Genomic DNA, 22,148 nt, shown 5'->3' on the forward strand with positions numbered 1-22,148 from the left:
GCATGTACAGCGAACCGCGCTGGATCGACGTCGAGGTACCCGCGGGTCAGCTCCGCGCGCTGAGCTGGGGGCCCGAGGACGCGCCAATCGCGTTGTGCCTGCACGGGTTTCCGGACACCGCCTACGGGTGGCGCAAGCTGGCCCCGGCGCTCTACGGGGCCGGATACCGGGTGGTGGCGCCGTTCTTGCGGGGCTACGTGCCGTCGTCGTTGGCGTCGGACGGCAGCTACCACATCGGGGCGCTGATGGACGACGTGCTGCGGATCCGCGAGGCCGTCGGCGGGACCGACCGCGACATCCTGATCGGCCACGACTGGGGCGCCATCACCGCGAGTTCGATCGCGGCCATGCCCGACAATCCGTTCCGCCGGACCGTGGTGATGTCGGTCCCGCCCGCCGCAGCCTTCCGGGTGGGCGACGAGCGGACCGCGCTGCTCGGCAAGCTGCCCGCCCAGTTGCTGCGCAGCTGGTACATCATGTTCTTCCAGCTGCCCGCGCTGCCCGAGCGGTCGGCCCGCTGGATCGTCCCGCTGCTGTGGCGCCGATGGTCGCCGGGCTATCCGGCGGCCGAGGATGTCCGCCACGTCGACGCCGCGATCGGCGCCCCGGAACGCTGGCGGGCCGCGCTCGGCGTCTACCGCGCGACGATCCGCAACACCAGGCCGCCCGCGCAGTACGCCCGGCTGCACCAGTTCTGGACGTCGGCCGCCCGGCCCGTCGGGCCCGTGCTGTACCTGCACGGCGCCGACGACGGTTGCATGACAGCGGATTTCACGCACTGGGTGGACAAGGTGCTGCCGGCGGAAAGCCGCAGCGCCGTCGTCGACCACGCCGGACACTTCCTGCAACTCGAGCAGCCGCAGCGGGTGGGGGAGCTGATCCTGGACTTCGTCGGGCCGGCCTGAGCCGTGCCGCGGCTGGCCGCCGTCGACGCCCAGACCTACTGGATGTCGGCGAAGATCCCCAACGACCAGTTCGTGCTGTTTGCGTTCGACGGCGCGGTCCGCATCGACGACGGGCTGCTCGACGGCCTGCGGGCACGCGCGCAGGACTGCGCCGATCTGCGGCTGCGCATCGCCGACACGCGCCGCTGGCGCTATCCGGACTGGGCGGCCGGGCCGGTCGATCGCGCGCAGTTCGTGGTGCACCCCGCCGCGGAGCTGACCTGGACCGAATGCCTGGACGCGGTGGCGCAACTGGCCGCCGCGCAGCTGGATCCGCGGGTCGCCGCTTGGCGGCTGCATCTGTTCGAGAAGGTTGCGGCCCCGCGGGGTTCGGGCCCGGCGACGGTCGCGGTCCTGCAGATCGCCCACGCGCTCGCCGACGGCACCCGCACCGCCGCGCTCGCCGGCTGGTTGTTCGGCCGACCCGGCCCGGTGCCCGCGCTGCCGGATCGGCGACGGCGCAGCATGCTCGGGGGCGCGGTGGCCGCCGCGCGCGCCGAGCGCGGGCTGACCGACGATATCGAGGCCGGCCGCCTGCCCGCGCCGCCGCCGTCGCGTCCGGCCCTGCTCACCAACGCCACCCCGGCCGGTCCCCGGCGCATCCGTACTGTCGTCGTCGACCGGGCGTCGCTGCGGGGCCGATCGACGGTCACGGTCGAGGCCCTGCTGGCCGTCGGCACCGCGCTGGCCGGGCACCTGCGCGACCGCGGGGAAAACACCGAGCAACTCGGCGCCGAGGTGCCGCTGGCCAAGCCGGGAATCCGGTATGTGCGCAACCACTTCCGCAACGTCGGCGTGGGTCTGTATCCGGACCAGCCCGAGGATGTCCGCGCCGCCCGCATCCTCGCCGACCTGCGCGGGGGACGGCAGCGCGCCGAACACCGGGCCGCGCCGGCCGCCGAGGAAGCCACCGCGGCGGTGCCGGCCGCGCTGCTGCGCTGGGGCGTGTCGAAGTTCGACGAGACCGTCCGCTCGCCGCTGGTCACCGGCAACACCGTGGTGTCGAGCGTCAACCGTGGCCCGGCCGATCTGCGGCTCGATGCCGCGCCGGTGCTGCTCACCGCGAGCTATCCCGCGCTGTCGCCGATGATGGGCCTGACCCACGGCGTGCACGGCATCGGCGACACCGTGGCGCTCAGCGTGCACGCCGCCGACTCGGTGCTGTCGGAGACCGAACTCGACGATTACCTCGAACGGCTTCGGCGCGTACTCGGCGCGGGTTCCTCACCCCGCTAGGCAGCCGCTCAGCAGATGGCCTAAATTCACCACATGACCTACGACTCGGCGTTGGACTTCGGACTGCTGCTCCTGCGTGTCGTGCTGGGCCTGACCATGGCCGCGCACGGCTACAACAAGTTCTTCGGGGGCGGACGCATCCCCGGCACCGCCGGCTGGTTCGACAGCATCGGCATGAAGCCGGGCATGTTCCACGCCCGGGTTGCCGCGACCACCGAGATCGCCGCCGGTCTCGGCCTGGCCCTCGGGTTGCTGACCCCCGTGCCGGCCGCGGGCTTCGTGGCGCTGATGCTGGTGGCGGCCTGGACCGTGCACCGGGCCAACGGCTTCTTCATCGTCAAGGAAGGCTGGGAGTACAACCTGGTGCTCGCCGCGGCCGCAGTCGCCGTGGCCGCGACGGGGGCCGGCAAGTACAGCCTGGACCACCTGCTGTTCTCCGGGACGGGCTTCTACGGGTGGCTGTACGGCTGGTGCGGTTTGACCATCGCGGTGGTGCTGGGCCTGCTCGGCGGCATCGGTCAGCTGGCCGTGTTCTACCGCCCGCCGGCCAAGACCGGATAGGTCCCGCCCGAACCACCACCGACAGACTAGAACACGTTCTAGTCTGTCGGTCATGGGATTCCTCAAGCCCGACCTGCCGGTGGTCGAGTTCGACGAGTGGAGCAAGGGCAACTGGTCGGAGAAGGTCCGGCCGATGGCGCGGCACTGGGCCGAGGTGGGGTTCGGCACCCCGGTGGTGCTGCACCTGTTCTACGTCGTCAAGATCCTGCTGTACATCCTCGGCGCCTGGCTGGTGGTGTTGTCCACCGCCGGCATCGACGGCTTCACCGCCGTCGGGCAGTGGTGGACCGAGCCGATCGTCTTCCAGAAGGTCGTGCTCTACACCATGCTGTTTGAGGTGGTCGGGCTGGGCTGCGGCTTCGGGCCCCTGAACAACCGCTTCTTCCCGCCGCTGGGGTCGATCCTGTATTGGTTGCGGCCCAACACCATTCGGCTGCCGCCGTGGCCGGGCCGGGTGCCGTTCACCGCCGGCGACAACCGCGGACCGGTCGACGTGGCGCTCTACGCGGCGCTGCTCGTCGCGCTGCTGATCGCGCTGTTCTCCGACGGGACCGGACCCATCCCGGCGCTCGACACCGACGTCGGGGTGCTGCCGCTGTGGCAGATCTGGACCATCCTGGGACTGCTGGCCGCTGCGGGACTGCGGGACAAGGTGATCTTCCTGGCCGCCCGCGGCGAGGTGTACGCGGCGTTCACCGTGGCGTTCCTGTTCGGCGGTGTCGACATGATCATCGCCGCCAAGCTGGTCTGCGTGGTGATCTGGGTCGGCGCCGCGTCGTCCAAGCTGACCAAGCACTTCCCGTTCGTGATCTCGACGATGATGTCCAACAGCCCGATCGTGCGGCCCCGCGCGCTGAAACGGCTGTTCTTCGAACGCTTTCCGGATGACCTGCGGCCCGGCCGGCTGTCCCGGGTCGTCGCGCATTTCAGCACGGCGGTGGAGATGTTGGTCCCGCTGGTCCTGCTGTTCTCCCATGGCGGCTGGCCCACCGCGATCGCCGCGCTCGTCATGGTGTGCTTCCACCTCGGCATCCTGACGGCGATCCCGATGGGCGTGCCGCTGGAGTGGAACGTCTTCATGATCTTCTGCGTCCTCACGTTGTTCGTGGGGCACGCGGGGATCGGGCTCGCTGACATGACCGGCCCGCTGCCGGTGCTGCTGTTCGCGGCCATGGTCATCACGGTGACGCTGGGAAACCTGTTCCCGCGCAAGGTGTCCTTCCTGCCGGGGATGCGCTACTACGCCGGCAACTGGGACACCACGCTGTGGTGCCTCAAGCCGTCGGCCGCCGACAAGATCGACCAGCACCTGGTGGCCATCGCCAGCATGCCGCAGGCGCAGTTGGAGAAGGTCTACGGCAGCCCGGAGGCCGCGCAGATCCCGCAGTACCTCGGCTACGCGTTCCGCGCCTTCAACACCCACGGCCGGATGATGTTCACGCTGGCGCACCGCGCCATGGCCGGGCCCGGCGGTACCGACTCGCCGGAGGACTACGTGATGACCGACGGCGAGCGGATCTGCTCGACGGCCATCGGCTGGAACTTCGGCGACGGCCACATGCACAACGAGCAGTTGATCGCCGCGATGCAGAAGCGCTGCCGGTTCGAGCCCGGGGAGGTGCGGGTGGTGCTCATCGACGCCCAGCCCATCCACCGGCAGACCCAGCGCTACCGGCTGGTCGACGCGGCCACCGGCGAATTCGAGACCGGCTACATCAACGTCGCCGACGCGGTGACCCGCCAACCCTGGGACGACCAGGTGCCGGTCCACGTCGACCGGCGCGACTAGCGGTTGCGCAGCGCCTCGGCGATCGGGGTGTCGCCGTTGTTGAACTCGATGGTGCGTCCCACGGTGCCGTCGTCGGCCAGCGCCGCGGCGACGACGGCCGCCACGTCGGCCCGGGTCACCTTGCCCGAGGCGGTGCGCTGCCCGCCGACCTCGATGCGCCCGGTCGGCGGATCGAGGGTCAACGCACTCGGGCCCAGGATGGTCCAGTCGAGGTCGCTGGCCCGCAGGTGCGCGTCGGTGGCGGCCTTGGCCTGCGCGTAGGGGAAGAACGAGCTGTCCTCGGCGACGCCGTGGTCGGGACCGGCGCCGAAGTAGGACACCATCACGAAGCGCTTGGTGCCGGCCTGCGCGGCGGCGTCGATGACGCGGATCGCCGCGTCGCGGTCCACCGCGTAGGTGCGGGCCGGGTTGCCGCCGCCGGCGCCCGCGGTGAACACCACGGCGTCGTGCCCGGCGATCGACTCGGTGAGTTCGGCGACGCCGAGGGCCTCGATGTCGCCGACCACGGGCTGGGCGCCCGTGACGGCGACCTCCTCGGAGTGGTCGGGATTGCGGAACACCGAGGTGACGCGGTCGCCGCGCTCGTTGAGGATCGGGGACAGCAGCAGCGCCACCTTGCCGTGGCCGCCGAAGACGATGACGTTGGACATACTTACCGAGCGTACGGACGCACACGGTAGAACCAAGGGGGCCACGAATTTCGCACCCGGAATTTGTTGCGGTGGCCCCTGGTGCTAAGAACGATTGATCAACCAACTAATTAGTTGAGAGGAGAGGTCCATGGCGGAAGCCGTGATCGTGGAGGCCGTTCGTTCGGCGGTAGGTAAGCGCAACGGCGCTCTGGCGGGGGTGCACCCGGCCGAACTGTCGGCGCAGGTGCTCAACGCCCTCGTCGAGCGCGCCGGTGTCGATCCCGCACTGGTCGACGACGTCATCTGGGGCTGCGTCATGCAGGCCGGTGAGCAGGCCCTGGACATCGCGCGCACCGCGGTGCTGACCGCCGGATGGCCCGAGACGGTGCCCGGCGTGACCGTGGACCGCCAGTGCGGTTCCAGCCAGCAGTCGCTGCACTTCGCCGTCTCCGGTGTGGTCGCCGGCCACTACGACGTCGTCGTCGCCGGTGGCGTCGAGTCGATGTCGCGCACCCCCATGGGCTCCTCGCTGGCCAACGGCGGCAACCCGTACGGCGAGTCGTTCAAGGCCCGCTACGCCCAGACCCCCAACCAGGGTGTCGGCGCCGAGATGATCGCCGAGCAGTGGGGCTTCAACCGCACCCAGCTCGACGAGTTTTCCCTGCGGTCGCACGAGAAGGCCGCGGCCGCACAGGATTCCGGTGCGTTCAAGGACCAGATCGTGGGCATCAAGACCAAGGACGCCGACGGCAACGACACCGTGGTGCTCGAGGACGGCGGCATCCGCCGTGGCGGCACCGTCGAGAAGATGGCCGGCATCAAGCCCGCGTTCAAGGAGGACGGCGTGATCCACGCCGGTAACTCCAGCCAGATCTCCGACGGCTCGGCCGCGCTGCTGGTCATGTCCGCGGAGAAGGCCAAGGAACTGGGCCTCAAGCCGCTGGCCAAGGTGCACACCGCGGTGCTCGCCGGCGCCGACCCGGTGATCATGCTGACCGCGCCGATCCCGGCCACCCAGAAGGCGCTGAAGAAGTCGGGCCTGAGCGTCGACCAGATCGGTGCCTTCGAGGTCAACGAGGCCTTCGCGCCGGTGCCCATGGCCTGGCTCAAGGACATCGGTGCCGACGAGAAGAAGCTGAACCCCAATGGCGGCGCCATCGCGCTGGGCCACCCGCTGGGCGGCTCCGGTGCCCGCATCCTGACCACGCTGCTGTACCACATGCGGGACAACAACATTCAGTACGGTCTGCAGACGATGTGTGAGGGCGGCGGCCAGGCCAACGCCACCATCCTCGAGCTGCTGTGACCGACGCGACGCAGGACGCCCCCGGCGCGCTGACCGAGCGCCGGGGCAACGTCTTGATCATCACGATCAACCGCCCGGAGGCACGCAACGCGGTCAACGCGGCGGTCAGCACGGCCGTCGGTAACGGTCTGGAGTTGGCGCAGAGCGACCCCGAGATCCGGGCCGTGGTGATCACGGGATCCGGCGACAAGTCGTTCTGCGCCGGCGCCGACCTCAAGGCGATCTCGCGCGGCGAGAACCTCTTTCACCCGGAGCATCCGGAGTGGGGCTTCGCCGGGTTTGTCAGCCACTTCATCGACAAGCCCGTGATCGCGGCCGTCAACGGCACGGCGCTGGGCGGCGGCAGTGAACTGGCGTTGGCCAGCGATCTGGTGGTGGCCGAGGAGCGGGCCAAGTTCGGCCTGCCCGAGGTCAAGCGGGGCCTGATGGCCGCGGCCGGCGGCGTGTTCCGCATCGTCGACCAGCTGCCCCGCAAGGTGGGCCTGGAGCTGATCTTCACCGGCGAGCCGCTGAGCTCGCAGGACGCGCTGCGGTGGGGACTGATCAACGAGGTCGTGCCGGATGGCACGGTCCTCGAGGCGGCCCTGGCGCTGGCCGAACGCATCACGGTCAACGCGCCGCTGGCGGTGCAGGCCTCCAAGCGGGTGGCCTACGGTGCCGAGGACGGTGCGGTGGCCGCGGACCGCGACGACTGGAAGCGCACCTCGCGCGAGATGGGGGCACTGCTGCGCACCGAGGACGCCATGGAGGGTCCGATGGCGTTCGCGCAGAAGCGCGCCCCGGTCTGGAAGGCCAAGTAACAACGCGATTCGGGCGTGATTTCACACGGTGACCGTGTGAAATCACGCCCGATTCGTCTGTGGAGCTAGGCGGCCTCGGTGGTTTCGGTGGCCTCGGCCGACTCCGCCGACTCAGTGGTCTCGGTCGGCTCGGTGGTCTCGGTGGGCTCCGTGGTCTCCGTCGCCTCGGTGGGCTCCGTGGTCTCCGTCGGCGAGGTCGTGGTGGTCGCGGTCGCCGGCAGCGCGTTGTCCGGGGACAGCACCGTGTCGATGATGTAGATCTTGGCGTTGTCGGCGGTGATGCCCGCGCACACGACCTTGGCGGTGTCGTCGACCTTGATATCGCCGCCCTTGCCGGTGACGGTGATCTGCTTGCCCTCCTGCGAGGTCAGCTTGCCGTGCACGTCCTCAGGGCCCAGCAGGCCCAGCGCCATGCTGTAGTAGACCATCGCGGTCAGCCGGGCCGGGTCGGCCTTGAGCGCCTCGAACTCGGCGGGATCAAGCGCGGAGAACGCCTCGTCGGTCGGTGCGAACACGTTGTAGGGGCCGTTGTCGAGCACGCCGACCACGTTGACGGCCGGGTTCAGGCCGCCCGAGATCGCGGCGTTGTAGGTGCTCAGCGACGGGATGCCGGCGATGGCCGCCGAAGCCGGCTGCTTGAACAGCCCGTCGAGCCCGGTGGGCGCCAACTCGGCCTTGATCGCGTCGCAGCCCGAACCGTGCACCTCGGGCGGCTCGATGGTCACCTCGTCCTCGTCGGCGTGGGCGGTGATGGCGGTGGAGATGGCGAGCGCGGCCGCGGCGGCAGCCACGCCAAGGGTCTTCAATCGGATCGTCATTTTGGCTCCTCTCGTCGCTTTTACGTCGTCGGGCCGTCGTCGGCCGTTACTCGTTCGTGATGAGTCTGTGCGGTCGGCGAGACGCAAACTGCGGCATCAAGCCAGCTCAAAGCGTAAGCACAGCGTTTGGTCGCGCCCAAAACGACCAGGTCAGGGCGGCTTTGGTCACGCGAAAAATGCCGAACCTCTACCGTGGAAGCAATGCGCATCCTGGTCACCGGCGCCACCGGATACATCGGTTCCCGCCTGGTGGCCGCGTTGCTGGACGAGGGGCATCACGTCATCGCCGCGGGCCGCGACGCGCGCAAGTTCGACGGCTACGGCTGGCGCGACCGGGTGGAGGTGGTCGCGCTCGACGCGGGGGATCCCGACTCCGTCGCCGCCGCGCTGTCCACGGCGGGGCCGGTGGACGTCGTCTACTACCTGGTCCACGCCATCGGCGCCCCCGACTTCCGGGAGGCCGACAACCGGGCCGCGGCCCACGTCGGCGCGGCGGCCGCGCGGGCCGGGGTCGGCCGCATCGTGTACCTCGGCGGGTTCGTGCCCGACGGCGAGGATCTGTCCGAACACCTCACCGGCCGCGCCGAGGTGGCCGAGGCCCTGCACGTGGACGGCGGCGCCGAGGTGGTGTGGCTGGGGGCGGCGATGATCATCGGGGCGGGTTCGACGTCGTTCGAGATGCTGCGCTACGTGGGGGACCGGTTCCTGCTGATGCCCATGCCGCGCTGGGCGCGCCACCCGATCGACCCGATCTCGATTCGCGACGTGCTGCACTACCTGGTGGCCGCCGCCGGGCCGCAGGTCCGCCCCGGCGCCTACGACATCTGCGGGCCGACCACGACCACCTACGGCGAGCTGATGCACACCTACGCGCGACTTGCCGGGGCGTGGCGGGCCGGCCTGCAGGTGCGCGGCCTGGACACCGCGGTGCTGTCCCGGCTGACGGCGGCGGCGTTGCCGATCCCCGGCGGACTGGCCGCCGATCTGGTTGCCTCCCTTGACTATCCGATGACGGCCTCGCAGCGTCGACTCGACGGTCAGGTGCCCGATCCCGAGGGCGGCCTGCTGGGCATCGACGACGCGATCCGGCGCTCGCTGGAGGGCGATGAGGCCAGACCGGTGGATCGGCTGGCCGATCCGCACCACCTCGCCGACACCGACGCCGCCTGGGCCGGCGGCGACACGCTGCGGATCCAGCGGCTGGCCGCCGCGCTGACCCCGCCGTTCGCCCGGCCCGCGCTGGGTCTGCTCGGTGCGGTGCCCAAGCCGGTCGCCGGTGCGCTGCGGACGGGCCTGGACGCCGTCGCGGACCTGTTCCCGAAGAAGGGGGCGTCGTGACCACCTGGCTCGAGCGGGTGACCGCCGTCGTCGAGACCGCGGCACCGCCGCAGGTGGAGGAGCCCGCGGTGGTGCGGCGCCGGCGCATCGTCGTCGTGATCGGCGGCGTCCTGGGGGCGCTGCTACTGGGCATCTCGCTGACCCGCGAGCCCGGCGATGCGAGCTTCTACTGGCTCACGGCCGCGCTGGCCGCGGTGTGGGCCATCGCGGCGCTGGTGTCCGGGCCGATGCGGCTGGGCGCCATCACCTGGGGCGGGCGCGAGCGGCGGCCGGTGCTGCTGGGACTGGGCGCGGGGCTGGCCACCGGGGCGGCGTTCGTCGTCGGCGCGCTGATCGTCCGGCAGATCGACGTCATCGCCGAACCCATCGGCGCGGTCATGCAGTTCGCCAACCAGGGTGCGCTGCCGCTGGTGGTGGCCATCACCCTGGTCAACGGTGTCGCCGAGGAGCTGTTCTTCCGCGGGGCGCTGTACACCGCGCTGGAAGGCGCACGGCCCGTGCTGATTTCGACGCTGCTCTACATCGTGGCGACGTTGGCGTCGGGCAACCCGATGCTGGGTTTCGCCGCGGTGGTGCTCGGGTTGATCTGCGCGGTGCAGCGCCGGGCGACCGGGGGAGTGCTGGCCCCGGTGCTCACCCACCTGGTGTGGGGGCTGATCATGGTGCTGGCCCTGCCGCCGATCTTCGCGGGAGCCTGAGCGGCCTCAGGTGTCCAGCGGGTGGGCGATCTCGTCGCGCGGCATCCGCGCGGCCCATAGGGCGATGAGCGCCAACACGATTGGCGCGGTACCGGCCACCGCGAAGATGGTCTGCATCGACACCACCTTCGACAGCGGCCCGACGATGGCCATGGACACCGGCATGAAGGCCAACGAGACGAAGAAGTCCAGGCTCGACACCCGCCCCAGCATCGCCGGCGGCACCCGCCGTTGCAGCAGCGTCCCCCAGATCACCATGCCCGCACCGTCGGTGACGCCCACCAGGAACGACGCCAGCGCCATCAGCGGGAACGAACTCGTCCAGCCGATGACCACCAGCGGCAGCGAACCGGCGCCCCACATCAGGATCATCACCGTCAGGTAGCGCCGCGGCAGGTGCCGCGAGGACACCCCGAGCGCCCCCAGGGCCCCGCCGATCCCGAACGCCGCCAGCACCAGGCCGTACATCCGAGCGCCGTCCTCGAATCGCTCCGTGGCGATGAACGGCAGCAGGACCTCGATGGGGCCGATGACCAGCAGGACGAACATGCTGGCGAACAACAACGTCCACAGCAGCCACGGCGTCTTCACCATGAACAGGAACCCGTCGCGCAGGTCGGTCAGCACCCGCCGCTGCAGACGTTCCGGTTCGACGACGAAGCCGCTGCGCACCGGCCGGGTGGCGATCAACAACGTCAGGCCGATGGCGAACAGCACCGCGACCGCCACCGCGCCGAGCGTCGGAAACGTCACTCCCACAAGCACACCCGCGACGGCCGGGCCGACAGCGCGCTGCAGCACCGGGCGCATGACGCCCTCGACGCCATTGGCGGCCAGCAGCTGGCCGGGCGGCAGGATCCGCGGCAGATAGGCGCTGTAGGCGGGGAAGAAGAAGGCCGCGGCGATCCCGAGCGTGCCGGCGGCCACCGCCATGTGCCACACCCGTAGCAGCTCGAGCAGACCCAGCAGGGCGACCGTGCTGACCGCCGCGAGGTTCACCGCCTCGACGACGATGATGATGGTGCGCTGCGGAAACCGGTCCGCGGCAATGCCGCCGACGAGCACGAAGGCCACTAGGCCGACGCCCAGGCAGGTGGCGACCAGCGACAGCGCGGCCGGGTCGCGGTTGAGTTCCATCACCTGCAGGGCCATCACCACGGCCCACATGCCCTCGGCGAAGATGGTGATCGAGACGGCCGCGATCAGCAGGCGGTACTCGCGGAAGCGGAATGGCGCGAGCACCCGCCAGCCGCCGGGCGCACGCGCTTCCGGCTGTTGCTTGTCGACGTCGGTGCTCACCTGTAGATGGTCGCCGAGCGAAGTGCTTGGCGTCCACCGGTTTTTGGCGCGCCGGACGCCGACGGATCAGACGTCGGTGAAGTTGGGGCTGCGCTTCTCCTGGAAGGCCTGGATGCCCTCGGCGAGGTCGGGGGCCTGCAGCAGCTTGTGCTGGCCGGCGGTCTCGTGGGCCAGCGTGGTGTCCAGGGTGTCCAGCGTGGCGCCGTTGATGGCCTTCTTGGTCTTGGCGTAGGCCACCGCGGGACCCGACATCAGGCGCTGGATCAGCTTGGTGGACTCGGCCTCGAGCGTGTCGGCGGGATACACCGCGCTGACCATGCCCCAGTCCAGGGCGTCGGCCGCGGACACCCGCTCGGCCAGCAGGGCCATCTTCATCGCCCGGATGCGGCCGATAGCGGCGGCCACCAGTGCGGAGGCGCCGCCATCGGGCATCAGGCCGATCTTGGTGAACGCCAACAGGAAGAAGGCCTTCTCCGAAGCCAGCACGAGGTCGCAGGCCAGGGCCACCGACACCCCGATGCCCGCAGTCGGGCCCTGCACCACGGCCACCACCGGCCGGGGCATGTTGACGATCGCGCGGATGGCGCGGTTGCCCTCGTGCAGGGTTTCCATCGGCTCGTGACCGTCACCGGTGTCCTCGGCGCCGATCGCCGCCCCGGAGCAGAAGCCGCGTCCGGTGCCGCCGATGCGGACCACGCGCACGCGGGGATCGGTGGCGGCGCGCTCCAGCGTGTCGGCCATGGCCGCGAATACCTGCGGGTTCACCGAGTTGAGGCTGTCCGGACGGTCGATGGTGATCGCCAGCACGCCGTCGGTCAGGTCGACAAGCAGGCCGTCGACCGGTGCGAGCGCGTCCAGGCCGGAGTCAGTGATCGTCATGCCAGACACAATAGGGAACGCTTTCGCGCAACCACAGCCCACCCGTCGGTTGGTTGGGCGGCGGTGGGATGATGCAGACCACACGGTTATCAAGGCTATGAAGGGCGGACACTGTGGCGGGACCACTTCAGGGATTGCGAGTCGTCGAACTGGCCGGGATCGGGCCCGGCCCGCATGCGGCGATGATTCTGGGCGACCTCGGCGCCGACGTGGTTCGCGTCGACCGGCCGTCGAAGGCTGCGAGTGTCGTCACCCCGCCGCGCGACGCCATGTTGCGCAACCGCCGGTCGGTGACCGCGGACCTGAAGTCCCCGGAGGGCAAGAAGTTCATCCTGGATCTGGTCAGCAAGGCCGACGTGCTGATCGAGGGGTTCCGCCCGGGCGTCACCGAGCGCCTCGGCCTGGGGCCGGAGGACTGCGCCAAGGTCAACGAGCGGCTGATCTACGGCCGGATGACCGGCTGGGGTCAGGACGGGCCGCGTGCGCTGCAGGCCGGCCACGACATCAACTACATCTCGCTCACCGGCGTGCTGCACGCCATCGGGCGCAAGGGTGAGCGGCCGGTGCCGCCGCTGAACCTCGCCGGTGACTTCGGCGGTGGTTCGATGTTCCTGCTGGTGGGCATTCTGGCCGCGCTGTGGGAGCGGCAGACCTCGGGCAAGGGGCAGGTGGTCGATGCCGCCATGGTCGACGGCTCCAGCGTGCTGAGCCAGATGATGTGGGCCTTCCGCGCCAGCGGCATGTGGTCCGACGAGCGCGGCACCAACATGCTCGACACCGGCGCCCCCTACTACGACACCTACGAGACCGCCGACGGCAAGTACGTCGCGGTGGGTCCGATCGAGCCGCAGTTCTACGCCGCCATGCTCGAGGGGCTGGGCCTGGACGCCGCCGACCTGCCCGATCAGAACGACGTCAGCGGCTGGCCGCGGCTCAAGGAGCTGTTCGCGCAGACCTTCGCCAAGCACGACCGCGACCACTGGGCCAAGGTGTTCGCCGGCACCGATGCGTGCGTGACCCCGGTGCTGTCCTTCGGCGAGGTGCTCGACGAGCCGCACATCGCCGAGCGGGACACCTTCTACGACTCCGGTGCCGACGGCCTGCAGCCCCGGCCGGCGCCCCGGTTCTCGCGGTCGCAGCCCGAGACGCCGACCCCGCCGCGCGCTGCCGGCGCCGACAACGACGCGGTGTTGCGCGACTGGGCCTGACGCGGGTTGCGAACCGAGCGCCCGTTCGGACGCGTGCGTTATAGTCCCAACCAACCAGTAGGTAGAAGGCGAAAGGAACACGTCAGGTGGAGATCAAGGATTCGGTGGCAGTGGTGACCGGTGGCGCGTCGGGCCTGGGCCTGGCGACCACCAAGCGGCTGCTCGACCGCGGCGCGTCAGTCGTGGTGATCGACCTCAAGGGCGAGGAGGCCGTCAAGGAGTTGGGCGCGCGTGCCCGCTTCGTCGAGGCCAATGTCACCGATCCGGAATCGGTGTCCGCCGCGCTGGACGCCGCCGAGGAGATGGGCCCGCTGCGCATCAACGTCAACTGCGCCGGCATCGGTACCGCCATCAAGACCCTGGGCAAGGACGGCGCCTTCCCGCTGGACGCGTTCACCACCGTCGTCCAGGTCAACCTGATCGGTACCTTCAACGTGCTGCGCCTGGCGGCCGAGCGGATCGCCAAGACCGAAGCCATCAACGGTGAAAAGGGCGTCATTATCAACACCGCGTCGGTGGCCGCCTTCGAGGGCCAGATCGGTCAGGCCGCGTACTCGGCCTCCAAGGGTGGCGTGGTCGGGATGACCCTGCCGATCGCCCGCGATCTCTCCCGCGAGCTGATCCGCGTCTGCACCATCGCGCCGGGTCTGTTCAAGACCCCGCTGCTGGGCTCGCTGCCCGAGGAGGCGCAGAAGTCGCTGGGGCAGCAGGTGCCGCACCCGGCCCGCCTCGGGGACCCGGACGAGTACGGCGCGCTGGCGGTCCATATTGTGGAGAACCCGATGCTCAACGGCGAGGTGATCCGCCTCGACGGGGCGATCCGTATGGCGCCTCGCTGATCCGGGGGAAGGAAGCAGATGGCAATCAAGACGAAATTCACCGAGGTATTCGGGGTCGAGCACCCCATCGCGCAGGGTGGCATGCAGTGGGTCGGCCGCGCGGAACTGGTGGCGGCCGTGGCCAATGCCGGCGCGTTGGGCTTCATCACCGCGCTGACCCAGCCGACGCCGGCCGATCTGGCCAAGGAGATCGCGCGCACGCGGGAGCTGACCGACAAGCCGTTCGGGGTCAACCTGACGATCCTGCCGTCGATCAACCCGCCGCCGTACGACGAGTACCGCCAGGTCATCGTCGACGAGGGCATCAAGATCGTCGAGACCGCGGGCTCCAACCCGGCGCCGCACCTGCCGATGTTCCACGACAACGGCATCAAGGTGCTGCACAAGTGCACCTCGGTGCGGCATGCGGTCAAGGCCCAGAGCCTGGGTGTCGACGGCATCAGCATCGACGGGTTCGAGTGCGCGGGTCACCCTGGTGAGGACGACATCCCGGGTCTGGTGCTGATCCCGGCCGCGGCCGACAAGATCGAGATCCCGATGATCGCCTCCGGCGGGTTTGCCGATGCCCGCGGCCTGGTGGCTGCGCTGGCGCTGGGTGCCGACGGGGTCAACATGGGGTCGCGCTTCATGTGCACGGTGGAGTCTTGCATCCACCAGAACGTCAAGGAAGCCATCGTCGCCGGCGACGAGCGGGGTACGGAGTTGATCTTCCGCAGCCTCAACAACACCGCGCGGGTGGCCTCCAACGTGGTCTCGCGCGAGGTGGTGCAGATCCTCGCCGATGGCGGTCAGTTCGAGGACGTCAAGGATCTGGTGGCCGGCGTGCGTGGCCGCAAGGTTTTCGACGACGGTGACATCGACGCCGGCATCTGGACCGTCGGGACGGCCATGGGTCTGATCAACGACATCCCGACCTGCGGCGAACTGGTGTCCCGCATGGTTTCCGAGGCCGAGGAACTGATCACCGGTCGCCTCGCCGACCTGGTGGACGACGAAGAGGCCGAGTCCGCCGCCTAGTCACCCGCGAGTACCGGTACGCCCGGTACCGACACGAAAAAGCCGGTGGCCACCGCGAAGGTGGTCACCGGCTTTTTCACTTCCGGCACGAGGCCGGCACAGTACTCGTAGGGGCGTCACAAGATGACTGATGACGCCTTCCGCCGCGAGCTGACGAGGCTAGCTCGCCAGCGGCGGAAGCACCTCGTCGAACTGCTCCGAGGTGTCGCCCTCGACCAGGAAATCTCCGTGGTACAGAGCGTCGAAGTCAATCTTGATGACATCAGCGTTGGTGTCGTCGATCCACATGACACTGACTGTATGGATCTCTATTAAGGAATCATTGAGTCACGATTCGGAAAATGATGGCAATTATTACTCCCGGGTAGGGAAACCCAGGTCGCCGGACCGACGACGTCCCGCTCCAACCGTCGTCGACGGGGCGAGCTGGCGGAAAAATCCCAGGTCAGCCCGCGGGTGTACTGAGGTGGATCGGGTTGGTTCCATTCAGTAGGACCCAGGTCGCCACGGCCGCCGCGACGGCGACCACCAGCAACGTCACCGAAACCAGTCGCGGCCAGGTATCCCGGCCCCACAGCCGCTCGTCCAGCGAGAAGGTGCCGGCCCCGGTGAACAACAGGGCCAGCGCCCCGAAGCCGATCAGGAACGGGACGTTGAACGGATCCGACCAGAACGCGGCGCCCGAGACGTTGACCGCCCACGCGTCGATCATCGCCGCGAGCACGGCCATCGCGGCCAGCGGTGTCACCAGGCCCAGCAGCAGGCCGATGCCGCCCAGGCTCTCCGCGGCCGTCACCAGGAACGCGGCCAGTTGCGGCATCCGCCAGCCGCTCTGCTCCATGCTCTCGACCACCGTGCCGTAGTCGAAAAGTTTCAGCAGCCCGGCCTGCAGAATCGCCGCACCGATGGCAAAACGCAGCGCCAACAGGCCGAAATTGCGGCCTGACGTGGCGAGACGGGCATCGAATTCAGTTGTCATGGGGGGTAAGAATATGGGCGCCGAGCGCATAATGTAACCCTTAGTCAGGTGAACGGTCCGGGAGGGACCGGGGCTGCGAAGCGCGCGGGGAAGCCGTTGACGGCGTTAAGTTACCGTTGCTAATCTGCGTCCGCTCCAGCCCGCGAGTCTGTCGGCGCCGTGGGGGCCGTCGACTGCAAATGGGGGAGTAGCGGATGCTGCACAGAATTGCCCGGCTGGCCATCGCCGCGCCGCGACGCATCGTCGCGTTCGCCGCGCTGCTCATGGTCGCCGCCGCGATCTTCGGAGTCCCGGTGGCCAAGAGCCTGTCCGCGGGCGGGTTCCAGGACCCGACGGCCGAATCGTCGAAGGCCACGCAGTTGCTCACCGAGAAGTTCGCGCGCGGCGACATGCAACTGGTGTTCACCGTGGCCTCCGGCGCGGGGGCCGAGAGTCCCGCGGCGCGCGCCGCCGGGTTGGCCGTCATCGAGGCGCTCGAGGCCTCCCCGCACATCGCCTACGTCACCTCGACGTGGACGGTGCCGCCCACCGTGGCCGCCGACATGATCAGCACCGACGGGACCACCGGGCTCATCGTCGCCGGGATCAACGGCGGCGAGAGCTTCGCGCAGCGCTACGCCCAGGAGTTGGTCGACGCCATCAGCGCCTCGGTGCTGCCGCAGCACCCCGACGTCACCGTCACCCCGGGCGGGCAGGCCCTGGTCTACTCGCAGATCACCAAGCAGAGCGAACACGACCTGCTGCTGATGGAATCGATCGCGATCCCGCTGAGCTTCCTGGTGCTGGTCTGGGTGTTCGGCGGTCTGCTGGCCGCCGCGTTGCCGATGGCCGTGGGCGCGCTGGCCATCGTCGGATCCATGGCGGTCCTGCGGCTGGTCACTCAGTTCACCGACGTCTCGATCTTCGCGCTCAACCTGACCATCGCCCTGGGGCTGGCGCTGGCCATCGACTACACGCTGCTGATCATCAGCCGCTACCGCGACGAGTTGGCCGACGGCGTCCCGGCCGAAGAGGCGCTGGTGCGCACGCTGGGCACTGCCGGGCGCACGGTGCTGTTCTCGGCGACGACGGTGGCGCTGTCGATGGCGGCGATGGTGCTGTTCCCGATGTACTTCCTGAAGTCCTTCGCCTACGCCGGTATCGCGACCGTGGCCTTCGCGGCCTTTGCGGCGGTGGTCGTGACGCCGGCCGCGATCGTGCTGCTCGGGTCGCGGCTGAACGCCTTCGATGTGCGGCGGCTGTTCCGCCGGCTGCTGGGCCGCCCTGACCCGCAGCCCAAACCGGTCGAGCAGCTGTTCTGGTATCGCTCGACGAAGTTCGTCATGCGTCGCGCGGTCTCCATCGGCCTGGCCGTCGTCGCGCTGCTGCTGTTGGCGGGCGCGCCCTTCCTCGGCGTGAAATGGGGCTTTCCCGACGACCGGGTGCTGCCCGCCGGCGCCTCGGCGCATCAGGTCGGCGATCAGCTGCGCAACGACTTCGCCGACACCTCTGACACCGCCGTCACCGTCGTTGTCCCGGACGCCGAGGGCCTGACGCCCGCGGACTTCGAGCGCTACGCCGCCGAGCTGTCCCGGGTCACCGATGTTACGGCCGTGACCGCGCCCACGGGGACGTTCGTCGGCGGCAACCGGGTGGGGCCCCCGGCGGGTGCGACCGGAATGGCCGACGGCAGTGCGTTTTTGACCGTGGCCAGCGATGTGCCGCTGTTCTCCGACGCCTCCGAGCGTCAGCTCGACGGCCTGCATGCCGTCGCCGGACCGGGCGACCGGGCAGTGCAGCTGACCGGGATCGCCCAGATCAACCGCGACAGCGTCGATGCCATCACCTCCCGGTTGCCGTTGGTGCTCGGGGTCATCGCGGTGATCACCTTCCTGCTGCTGTTCCTGCTGACCGGAAGTGTGGTCTTGCCGCTGAAAGCCCTAGTGCTCAACGTCCTTTCGCTGACCGCGGCGTTCGGTGCGCTGGTGTGGATCTTCCAGGAGGGCCATCTCGGGGCCCTCGGCACCGCGCCGACCGGGACGCTGGTGGCCAACATGCCGGTCCTGTTGTTCTGCATCGCGTTCGGCCTGGCGATGGACTACGAGGTGTTCCTGATCTCGCGAATCCGCGAGTTTTGGTTGGCCAGTGGGCGCACCCGGGCCGACAACGACGAGAGCGTCGCGCTGGGGTTGGCCCGCACCGGGCGGGTGATCACCGCGGCGGCGCTGGTGATGTCGATCTCGTTCGCCGCGCTGATCGCCGCCCAGGTGTCGTTCATGCGGATGTTCGGGCTGGGGCTGACGTTGGCGGTGTTGGTCGACGCTACCCTGGTCCGGATGGTCCTGGTGCCCGCCTTCATGCACGTCCTCGGACGATGGAACTGGTGGGCCCCGAAACCTCTGGTGCGCCTGCACGAACGCATCGGCATCAGCGAATCCGGTGAACCCCGCCCGGCCGCCGCACCGTCGGATGCCGCCGAGACCAGGAAGGTGGAATCGTGACGAGCGGGGCAGCGCTGCGACGCGGCCGCCGACGCGCGCCACGCGGGTCCGGGGAGCGGCTGCGCGTCGAAATCCTCGACGCCACCACCGAATTGCTGCTGGAGAACGGCCACGCCAAGGACGTCTCGATCCGGGCGGTCGCGGAACGGGTCGGGGTCACTTCGCCGTCGATCTACCTGCATTTCGCGGACAAGGACGCGCTGCTGGACGCGGTCTGCGCGCGCTACTTCGAGACCCTGCACGACGAGATGCAACGGGCCGTGCAGGGGCAGGTCTCCACGCTCGAGGCGCTGCGGGCCCAGGGCCTGGCCTACGTGCGTTTCGCGATCGCCACCCCCGAGCTGTACCGTATCGCGACCATGGGAGAGGGCAGCCCGGGCAGCGACGTGGACGCCGCCTTGACGTCGTCGGCCTTCGTGCACCTGCGCGGCTCCGTCGAATCCCTGATTCGTGAGGGCATCTACCCGCCGGGGGATCCGACGACGCTGACGCTCGAATTGTGGACCGCGGCCCACGGGGTGGCGGCCATGCTGATCGCCAAACCGTATCTGCCGTTCGGGGATCCGATGACCTTTGCCGACAACGTATTGCGCGCGGTCTGTACCGGACACATGACGGTCGGTATCGTCGGTGCCGACGCCGGCCCACAGGAAACGCTGCACTGGGTGCTCGACAACAAGGGAGCGCGCCGATGACACCAACCGAAGCTCAGCTGTCCCACCCGTTCTTCGCGCGGGTCTGGACACTGATGTCCGCGCACGAAACCGAGGAGCTCACCCGGTTGCGGCGGGCCAACCTCGCCGGCCTGACGGGCCGGGTGCTCGAGGTCGGCGCCGGCACCGGAACCAACTTCGCGCACTATCCCGATACGGTGACCCAGGTGGTGGCCGTCGAGCCCGAAGTGCACCTGCTCGAACACGCCCAGGCCGCGGCCGCCGTCGCCCCCGTCCCGGTCAGCGTCAGCGGCCAGACCGTCGAAACCCTGGCGGACCCGGAGCCGTTCGACGCCGTGGTGTGTTCACTGGTGCTGTGCACCGTCGAACGGCCCGACGGGGTCCTCGCGCAGCTGTACGCCCAGCTTCGCCCCGGCGGCGAGGTGCGCTATCTGGAGCACATTGCCAGCGTGGGCTGGCGCGGTCGGCTGCAGCGGTTCGCCGATGCCACGGTGTGGCCGCGGATCTCGGGGAACTGCCACAGTCATCGCCACACCGAGCAGAGCCTGCGGACCGCGGGGTTCAGCATCGAGGACGCCCGGCGGGAATGGACGCTGCCCCGGTGGGTGCCGTTGCCGGTCGCCGAGTTCGCGCTGGGCCGCGCCGTCAAGCCGGCGGGCTGACCAGGCTGCCGTCGGTCACCCGCAGCACGTCGACGGCGTAGGGGCCGACGGCCACCGCGTGCGGACCCACCCGCAGATCGAGGCGCTCTCGGGTCTTGTTGATGATCAACAGCTTTCGCGACCCGTCGGGTTTGACAAAGCCCTGGACGTGCACGCGGTAATCGGGAACGCCGGGTTCGCCCACCGCGGTGCCGACCAGTGCATCGCCCGGAGCGAAGTGGCGCAGCAGGGTGTGCAGCGCGTGGTAGCGCGCATTGGGTTCGCCGGTGTCCCAATCGATCAACGTGACCCCGGGGATCATGCCCGGATAGTCCATGAACTCCGCGATGCCGACCACGTGGATCCCCATGGTCAGCAGCCGCGCCCAGAAGTAGGACTGCACGGCCGCGCTCAACGCCCAGTACTCCGGCGCGATATCCGGTTGCGGGTTCAACACGTCGGCGGGGAAGGTCCCGACCTCGTTGATGAAGGTCTTGGTGTCGGGGGCGATCCGCCGCCGGATCGAATCGATGAGCTGGACTTGCGCCAGAAAGCCGTCGGCCTGGGCGAAGAAGATGTCGCGCCAATGACTGAACGGTGCGGCGTCCTGCGCCAGAATCGGATCGACGGTCTCGGGGTGCGCGTAGAAGTGGTAGGAGAACGCGTCGGGGGCCGCCCCGCCGCGATGATTGGCCGGATCGAGGAAGGCCCAGAAGTACTCGGGATCGCCGTACTTGTGGGTCAGCGAGAGTCCCACGAACTTCATCTGCGGATCGAGCGGGCGCAACCGATCGACGACGGCGTCATAGAGGCGGACGTACTGCTGCGGCGTCAGGCCGCGGAGGTCGGGCTCGCACAGCACCTCCCAGTAGGCGAACCGGTACCGGTGGCCGGAGGAATGCCAGGTGCCGAGTTCGTCGTGGAAGCCGCCGGCGATGTACCAGCTGGCGACCCGGTAGAAGTAGTCGGCGACCTCGGTGCAGCTGGGATCGCGAAGTTCGTTGCCCTGCTCGTAATCCCACACGGCCTCGTCCGGATCGTCGGGGACGGCGGCCTGGGCGCCGAACATCCACGCCGGGATGGTCGCGAAGTTGGCCACCGCCGGTCGTCCCTCGCAGGCAGCCATGAAGTCCTCGACGAAGGGGTCGAGAAGGTCGAAGTTCCAGAAGGTTTCGCTATCGGTCGGTGGCCGCAGCTCGGGCACCGACACCCGCGGGTGGGAGAACCACGGCAAAAACCGCGCCAGGTCGGCGCGCAGTTCGCGGAACGCGCCGAACGCCTGGTCGTGGATCGGGGAGCCGCGACGCAGCGGCGGCGCGGCCCACAGGTGGGTGGTCAGGGTGGTCCGCGAGACGGCGATGATCTCGTCCCAGTCGACGGATACCGGAATGGTCATCAGCGGGTCTTCTCGTTCGGGGCCTGGACGCCGAGCGCGGGCAGGATGACCTGGTCGACGATCGCCGTGCGGTAGGCCTTGCCCGGTAGTTCGCCGGTGTCGATCTGGTGCTTGATCACCATGGCCTCCCCGATGTCGCAGACCACCGGGGTGATGCGGCCGGCGTCGATCTCGCCGCGCTCGGCGTAGAGCCGCAACACCGTCTGGGTGAACCGCCCGCCGTGCGCGTCGAACACCCTGCGGTACAGCGCGTCGACCAGGTCGGGCCGGCGGTGCCGTTCGGCGAGGATCGCGGCGGCGGCCCGCGCGGTGGGACCGGCCAGCCAGGCCGTCAGCTGATCGAGCGAGCGCAGCAGGTCCGCGCGCAGATTCTTGCCGCCGGGGGTGGGCCGTTCGGCCGGGAAGGTGCGGTCCAATGCGTCGAGCAGCAGGTCGTCGACGGTGGGCCAGTGCCGGTAGATCGAGGTCTTGGCGACTCCGGCGCGACGCGCGATGCCTTCCACGGTCAGCCGAGCCAGGCCGGTCTCGGCCACCTCGGCGAGCACCGCCGCGTGGCAGTCGGACTTCAGATCGGCCAGGGAGCGTCGCATGGCCCGACCATAGCTACGCAGGCG

The 22,148-nt window shown here is 69.5% G+C and carries 22 protein-coding genes; 14 read left to right on the forward strand and 8 right to left on the reverse strand.

What is annotated here, in order from left to right; all coding sequences use genetic code 11:
* Positions 1 to 2 precede the first annotated feature (2 nt).
* The 4 genes from EL338_RS05320 to EL338_RS05335 are packed head-to-tail and all read left to right on the forward strand — an operon-like array spanning position 3 to position 4,530.
* Positions 3 to 905, forward strand: a complete 903-nt coding sequence (locus EL338_RS05320; RefSeq protein ID WP_126332773.1) for an alpha/beta fold hydrolase — start codon at positions 3 to 5, stop codon at positions 903 to 905.
* 3 nt (positions 906 to 908) lie between these two features.
* A complete protein-coding gene (locus tag EL338_RS05325; RefSeq protein ID WP_126332774.1) occupies positions 909 to 2,180 on the forward strand; it encodes a WS/DGAT/MGAT family O-acyltransferase in 1,272 nt (423 codons plus the stop codon).
* 33 nt (positions 2,181 to 2,213) lie between these two features.
* Complete coding sequence (locus tag EL338_RS05330; RefSeq protein ID WP_126332775.1) at positions 2,214 to 2,741, forward strand: DoxX family protein; 528 nt, start codon at positions 2,214 to 2,216, stop codon at positions 2,739 to 2,741.
* Between the two features lie 52 nt (positions 2,742 to 2,793).
* A complete protein-coding gene (locus EL338_RS05335; protein ID WP_126332776.1) occupies positions 2,794 to 4,530 on the forward strand; it encodes a DUF3556 domain-containing protein in 1,737 nt (578 codons plus the stop codon).
* Here the strand turns inward: EL338_RS05335 and EL338_RS05340 are convergent.
* Positions 4,527 to 5,180: an SDR family oxidoreductase gene (locus EL338_RS05340; protein WP_126332777.1), complete on the reverse strand. Its 654-nt coding sequence runs from the start codon at positions 5,178 to 5,180 to the stop codon at positions 4,527 to 4,529. The genes EL338_RS05335 and EL338_RS05340 overlap by 4 nt on opposite strands.
* Before the next feature lie 130 nt (positions 5,181 to 5,310).
* On the opposite strand from EL338_RS05340, the gene EL338_RS05345 reads away from it, so the two are divergent.
* Entirely contained in the window at positions 5,311 to 6,468 is a 1,158-nt protein-coding gene (locus EL338_RS05345; protein ID WP_126332778.1) for a thiolase family protein, read from the forward strand.
* Positions 6,465 to 7,268: a crotonase/enoyl-CoA hydratase family protein gene (locus EL338_RS05350; protein ID WP_126332779.1), complete on the forward strand. Its 804-nt coding sequence runs from the start codon at positions 6,465 to 6,467 to the stop codon at positions 7,266 to 7,268. The genes EL338_RS05345 and EL338_RS05350 overlap by 4 nt, the downstream gene beginning before the upstream one ends.
* Positions 7,269 to 7,333: 65 nt before the next feature.
* Here the strand turns inward: EL338_RS05350 and EL338_RS05355 are convergent, their stop codons facing one another.
* On the reverse strand, positions 7,334 to 8,086 hold the full coding sequence (locus tag EL338_RS05355; protein WP_126332780.1) for a fasciclin domain-containing protein: 753 nt from the start codon (positions 8,084 to 8,086) through the stop codon (positions 7,334 to 7,336).
* 192 nt (positions 8,087 to 8,278) lie between these two features.
* On the opposite strand from EL338_RS05355, the gene EL338_RS05360 reads away from it, so the two are divergent.
* Positions 8,279 to 9,424 carry an NAD(P)H-binding protein gene (locus EL338_RS05360; RefSeq protein ID WP_126332781.1) on the forward strand — a complete coding sequence of 382 codons (1,146 nt, stop codon included), beginning with the start codon at positions 8,279 to 8,281 and terminating at the stop codon, positions 9,422 to 9,424.
* Entirely contained in the window at positions 9,421 to 10,122 is a 702-nt protein-coding gene (locus tag EL338_RS05365) for a CPBP family intramembrane glutamic endopeptidase (RefSeq protein WP_179967166.1), read from the forward strand. Before EL338_RS05360 ends, EL338_RS05365 begins: the two co-directional genes overlap by 4 nt.
* A gap of 6 nt (positions 10,123 to 10,128) precedes the next feature.
* Here the strand turns inward: EL338_RS05365 and tet(V) are convergent, their stop codons facing one another.
* Positions 10,129 to 11,421: a tetracycline efflux MFS transporter Tet(V) gene (gene tet(V), locus EL338_RS05370; RefSeq protein WP_126332782.1), complete on the reverse strand. Its 1,293-nt coding sequence runs from the start codon at positions 11,419 to 11,421 to the stop codon at positions 10,129 to 10,131.
* A gap of 66 nt (positions 11,422 to 11,487) precedes the next feature.
* Entirely contained in the window at positions 11,488 to 12,300 is an 813-nt protein-coding gene (locus tag EL338_RS05375) for an enoyl-CoA hydratase (protein ID WP_126332783.1), read from the reverse strand.
* A 113-nt stretch (positions 12,301 to 12,413) separates the two neighbouring features.
* On the opposite strand from EL338_RS05375, the gene EL338_RS05380 reads away from it, so the two are divergent.
* The 3 genes from EL338_RS05380 to EL338_RS05390 all read left to right on the forward strand — a co-directional run bounded on the left by EL338_RS05380 (position 12,414) and on the right by EL338_RS05390 (position 15,364).
* Positions 12,414 to 13,508 carry a CaiB/BaiF CoA transferase family protein gene (locus EL338_RS05380; protein WP_126332784.1) on the forward strand — a complete coding sequence of 365 codons (1,095 nt, stop codon included), beginning with the start codon at positions 12,414 to 12,416 and terminating at the stop codon, positions 13,506 to 13,508.
* 86 nt (positions 13,509 to 13,594) lie between these two features.
* Complete coding sequence (locus tag EL338_RS05385) at positions 13,595 to 14,347, forward strand: 3-hydroxyacyl-CoA dehydrogenase (protein ID WP_126332785.1); 753 nt, start codon at positions 13,595 to 13,597, stop codon at positions 14,345 to 14,347.
* A gap of 18 nt (positions 14,348 to 14,365) precedes the next feature.
* Entirely contained in the window at positions 14,366 to 15,364 is a 999-nt protein-coding gene (locus EL338_RS05390; RefSeq protein ID WP_126332786.1) for an NAD(P)H-dependent flavin oxidoreductase, read from the forward strand.
* A gap of 159 nt (positions 15,365 to 15,523) precedes the next feature.
* Here the strand turns inward: EL338_RS05390 and EL338_RS26755 are convergent, their stop codons facing one another.
* Both EL338_RS26755 and EL338_RS05400 read right to left on the reverse strand, forming a co-directional pair.
* Positions 15,524 to 15,652 (reverse strand): hypothetical protein, encoded by a 129-nt coding sequence (locus EL338_RS26755; protein WP_126332787.1) that lies wholly within the window; start codon positions 15,650 to 15,652, stop codon positions 15,524 to 15,526.
* A gap of 157 nt (positions 15,653 to 15,809) precedes the next feature.
* Positions 15,810 to 16,343, reverse strand: coding sequence for a DoxX family protein (locus EL338_RS05400; protein WP_126332788.1), 534 nt, complete (start codon positions 16,341 to 16,343; stop codon positions 15,810 to 15,812).
* 194 nt (positions 16,344 to 16,537) lie between these two features.
* On the opposite strand from EL338_RS05400, the gene EL338_RS05405 reads away from it, so the two are divergent.
* The 3 genes from EL338_RS05405 to EL338_RS05415 are packed head-to-tail and all read left to right on the forward strand — an operon-like array spanning position 16,538 to position 20,159.
* Positions 16,538 to 18,823, forward strand: a complete 2,286-nt coding sequence (locus EL338_RS05405; RefSeq protein ID WP_126332789.1) for an MMPL family transporter — start codon at positions 16,538 to 16,540, stop codon at positions 18,821 to 18,823.
* Positions 18,820 to 19,518, forward strand: coding sequence for a TetR/AcrR family transcriptional regulator (locus EL338_RS05410; RefSeq protein ID WP_179967167.1), 699 nt, complete (start codon positions 18,820 to 18,822; stop codon positions 19,516 to 19,518). The genes EL338_RS05405 and EL338_RS05410 overlap by 4 nt, the downstream gene beginning before the upstream one ends.
* A complete protein-coding gene (locus EL338_RS05415) occupies positions 19,515 to 20,159 on the forward strand; it encodes a class I SAM-dependent methyltransferase (RefSeq protein WP_126332791.1) in 645 nt (214 codons plus the stop codon). Before EL338_RS05410 ends, EL338_RS05415 begins: the two co-directional genes overlap by 4 nt.
* Here EL338_RS05415 and EL338_RS26435 read toward each other — a convergent pair.
* Positions 20,143 to 21,534 carry a hypothetical protein gene (locus EL338_RS26435; RefSeq protein WP_235666380.1) on the reverse strand — a complete coding sequence of 464 codons (1,392 nt, stop codon included), beginning with the start codon at positions 21,532 to 21,534 and terminating at the stop codon, positions 20,143 to 20,145. The two genes, EL338_RS05415 and EL338_RS26435, sit on opposite strands and share 17 nt — an antisense overlap.
* Positions 21,534 to 22,124: a TetR/AcrR family transcriptional regulator gene (locus EL338_RS05425; RefSeq protein ID WP_126332792.1), complete on the reverse strand. Its 591-nt coding sequence runs from the start codon at positions 22,122 to 22,124 to the stop codon at positions 21,534 to 21,536. Before EL338_RS05425 ends, EL338_RS26435 begins: the two co-directional genes overlap by 1 nt.
* Between the last annotated feature and the right edge of the window lie 24 nt (positions 22,125 to 22,148).

Source organism: Mycolicibacterium chitae (assembly GCF_900637205.1).
Taxonomy (GTDB): domain Bacteria; phylum Actinomycetota; class Actinomycetes; order Mycobacteriales; family Mycobacteriaceae; genus Mycobacterium; species Mycobacterium chitae.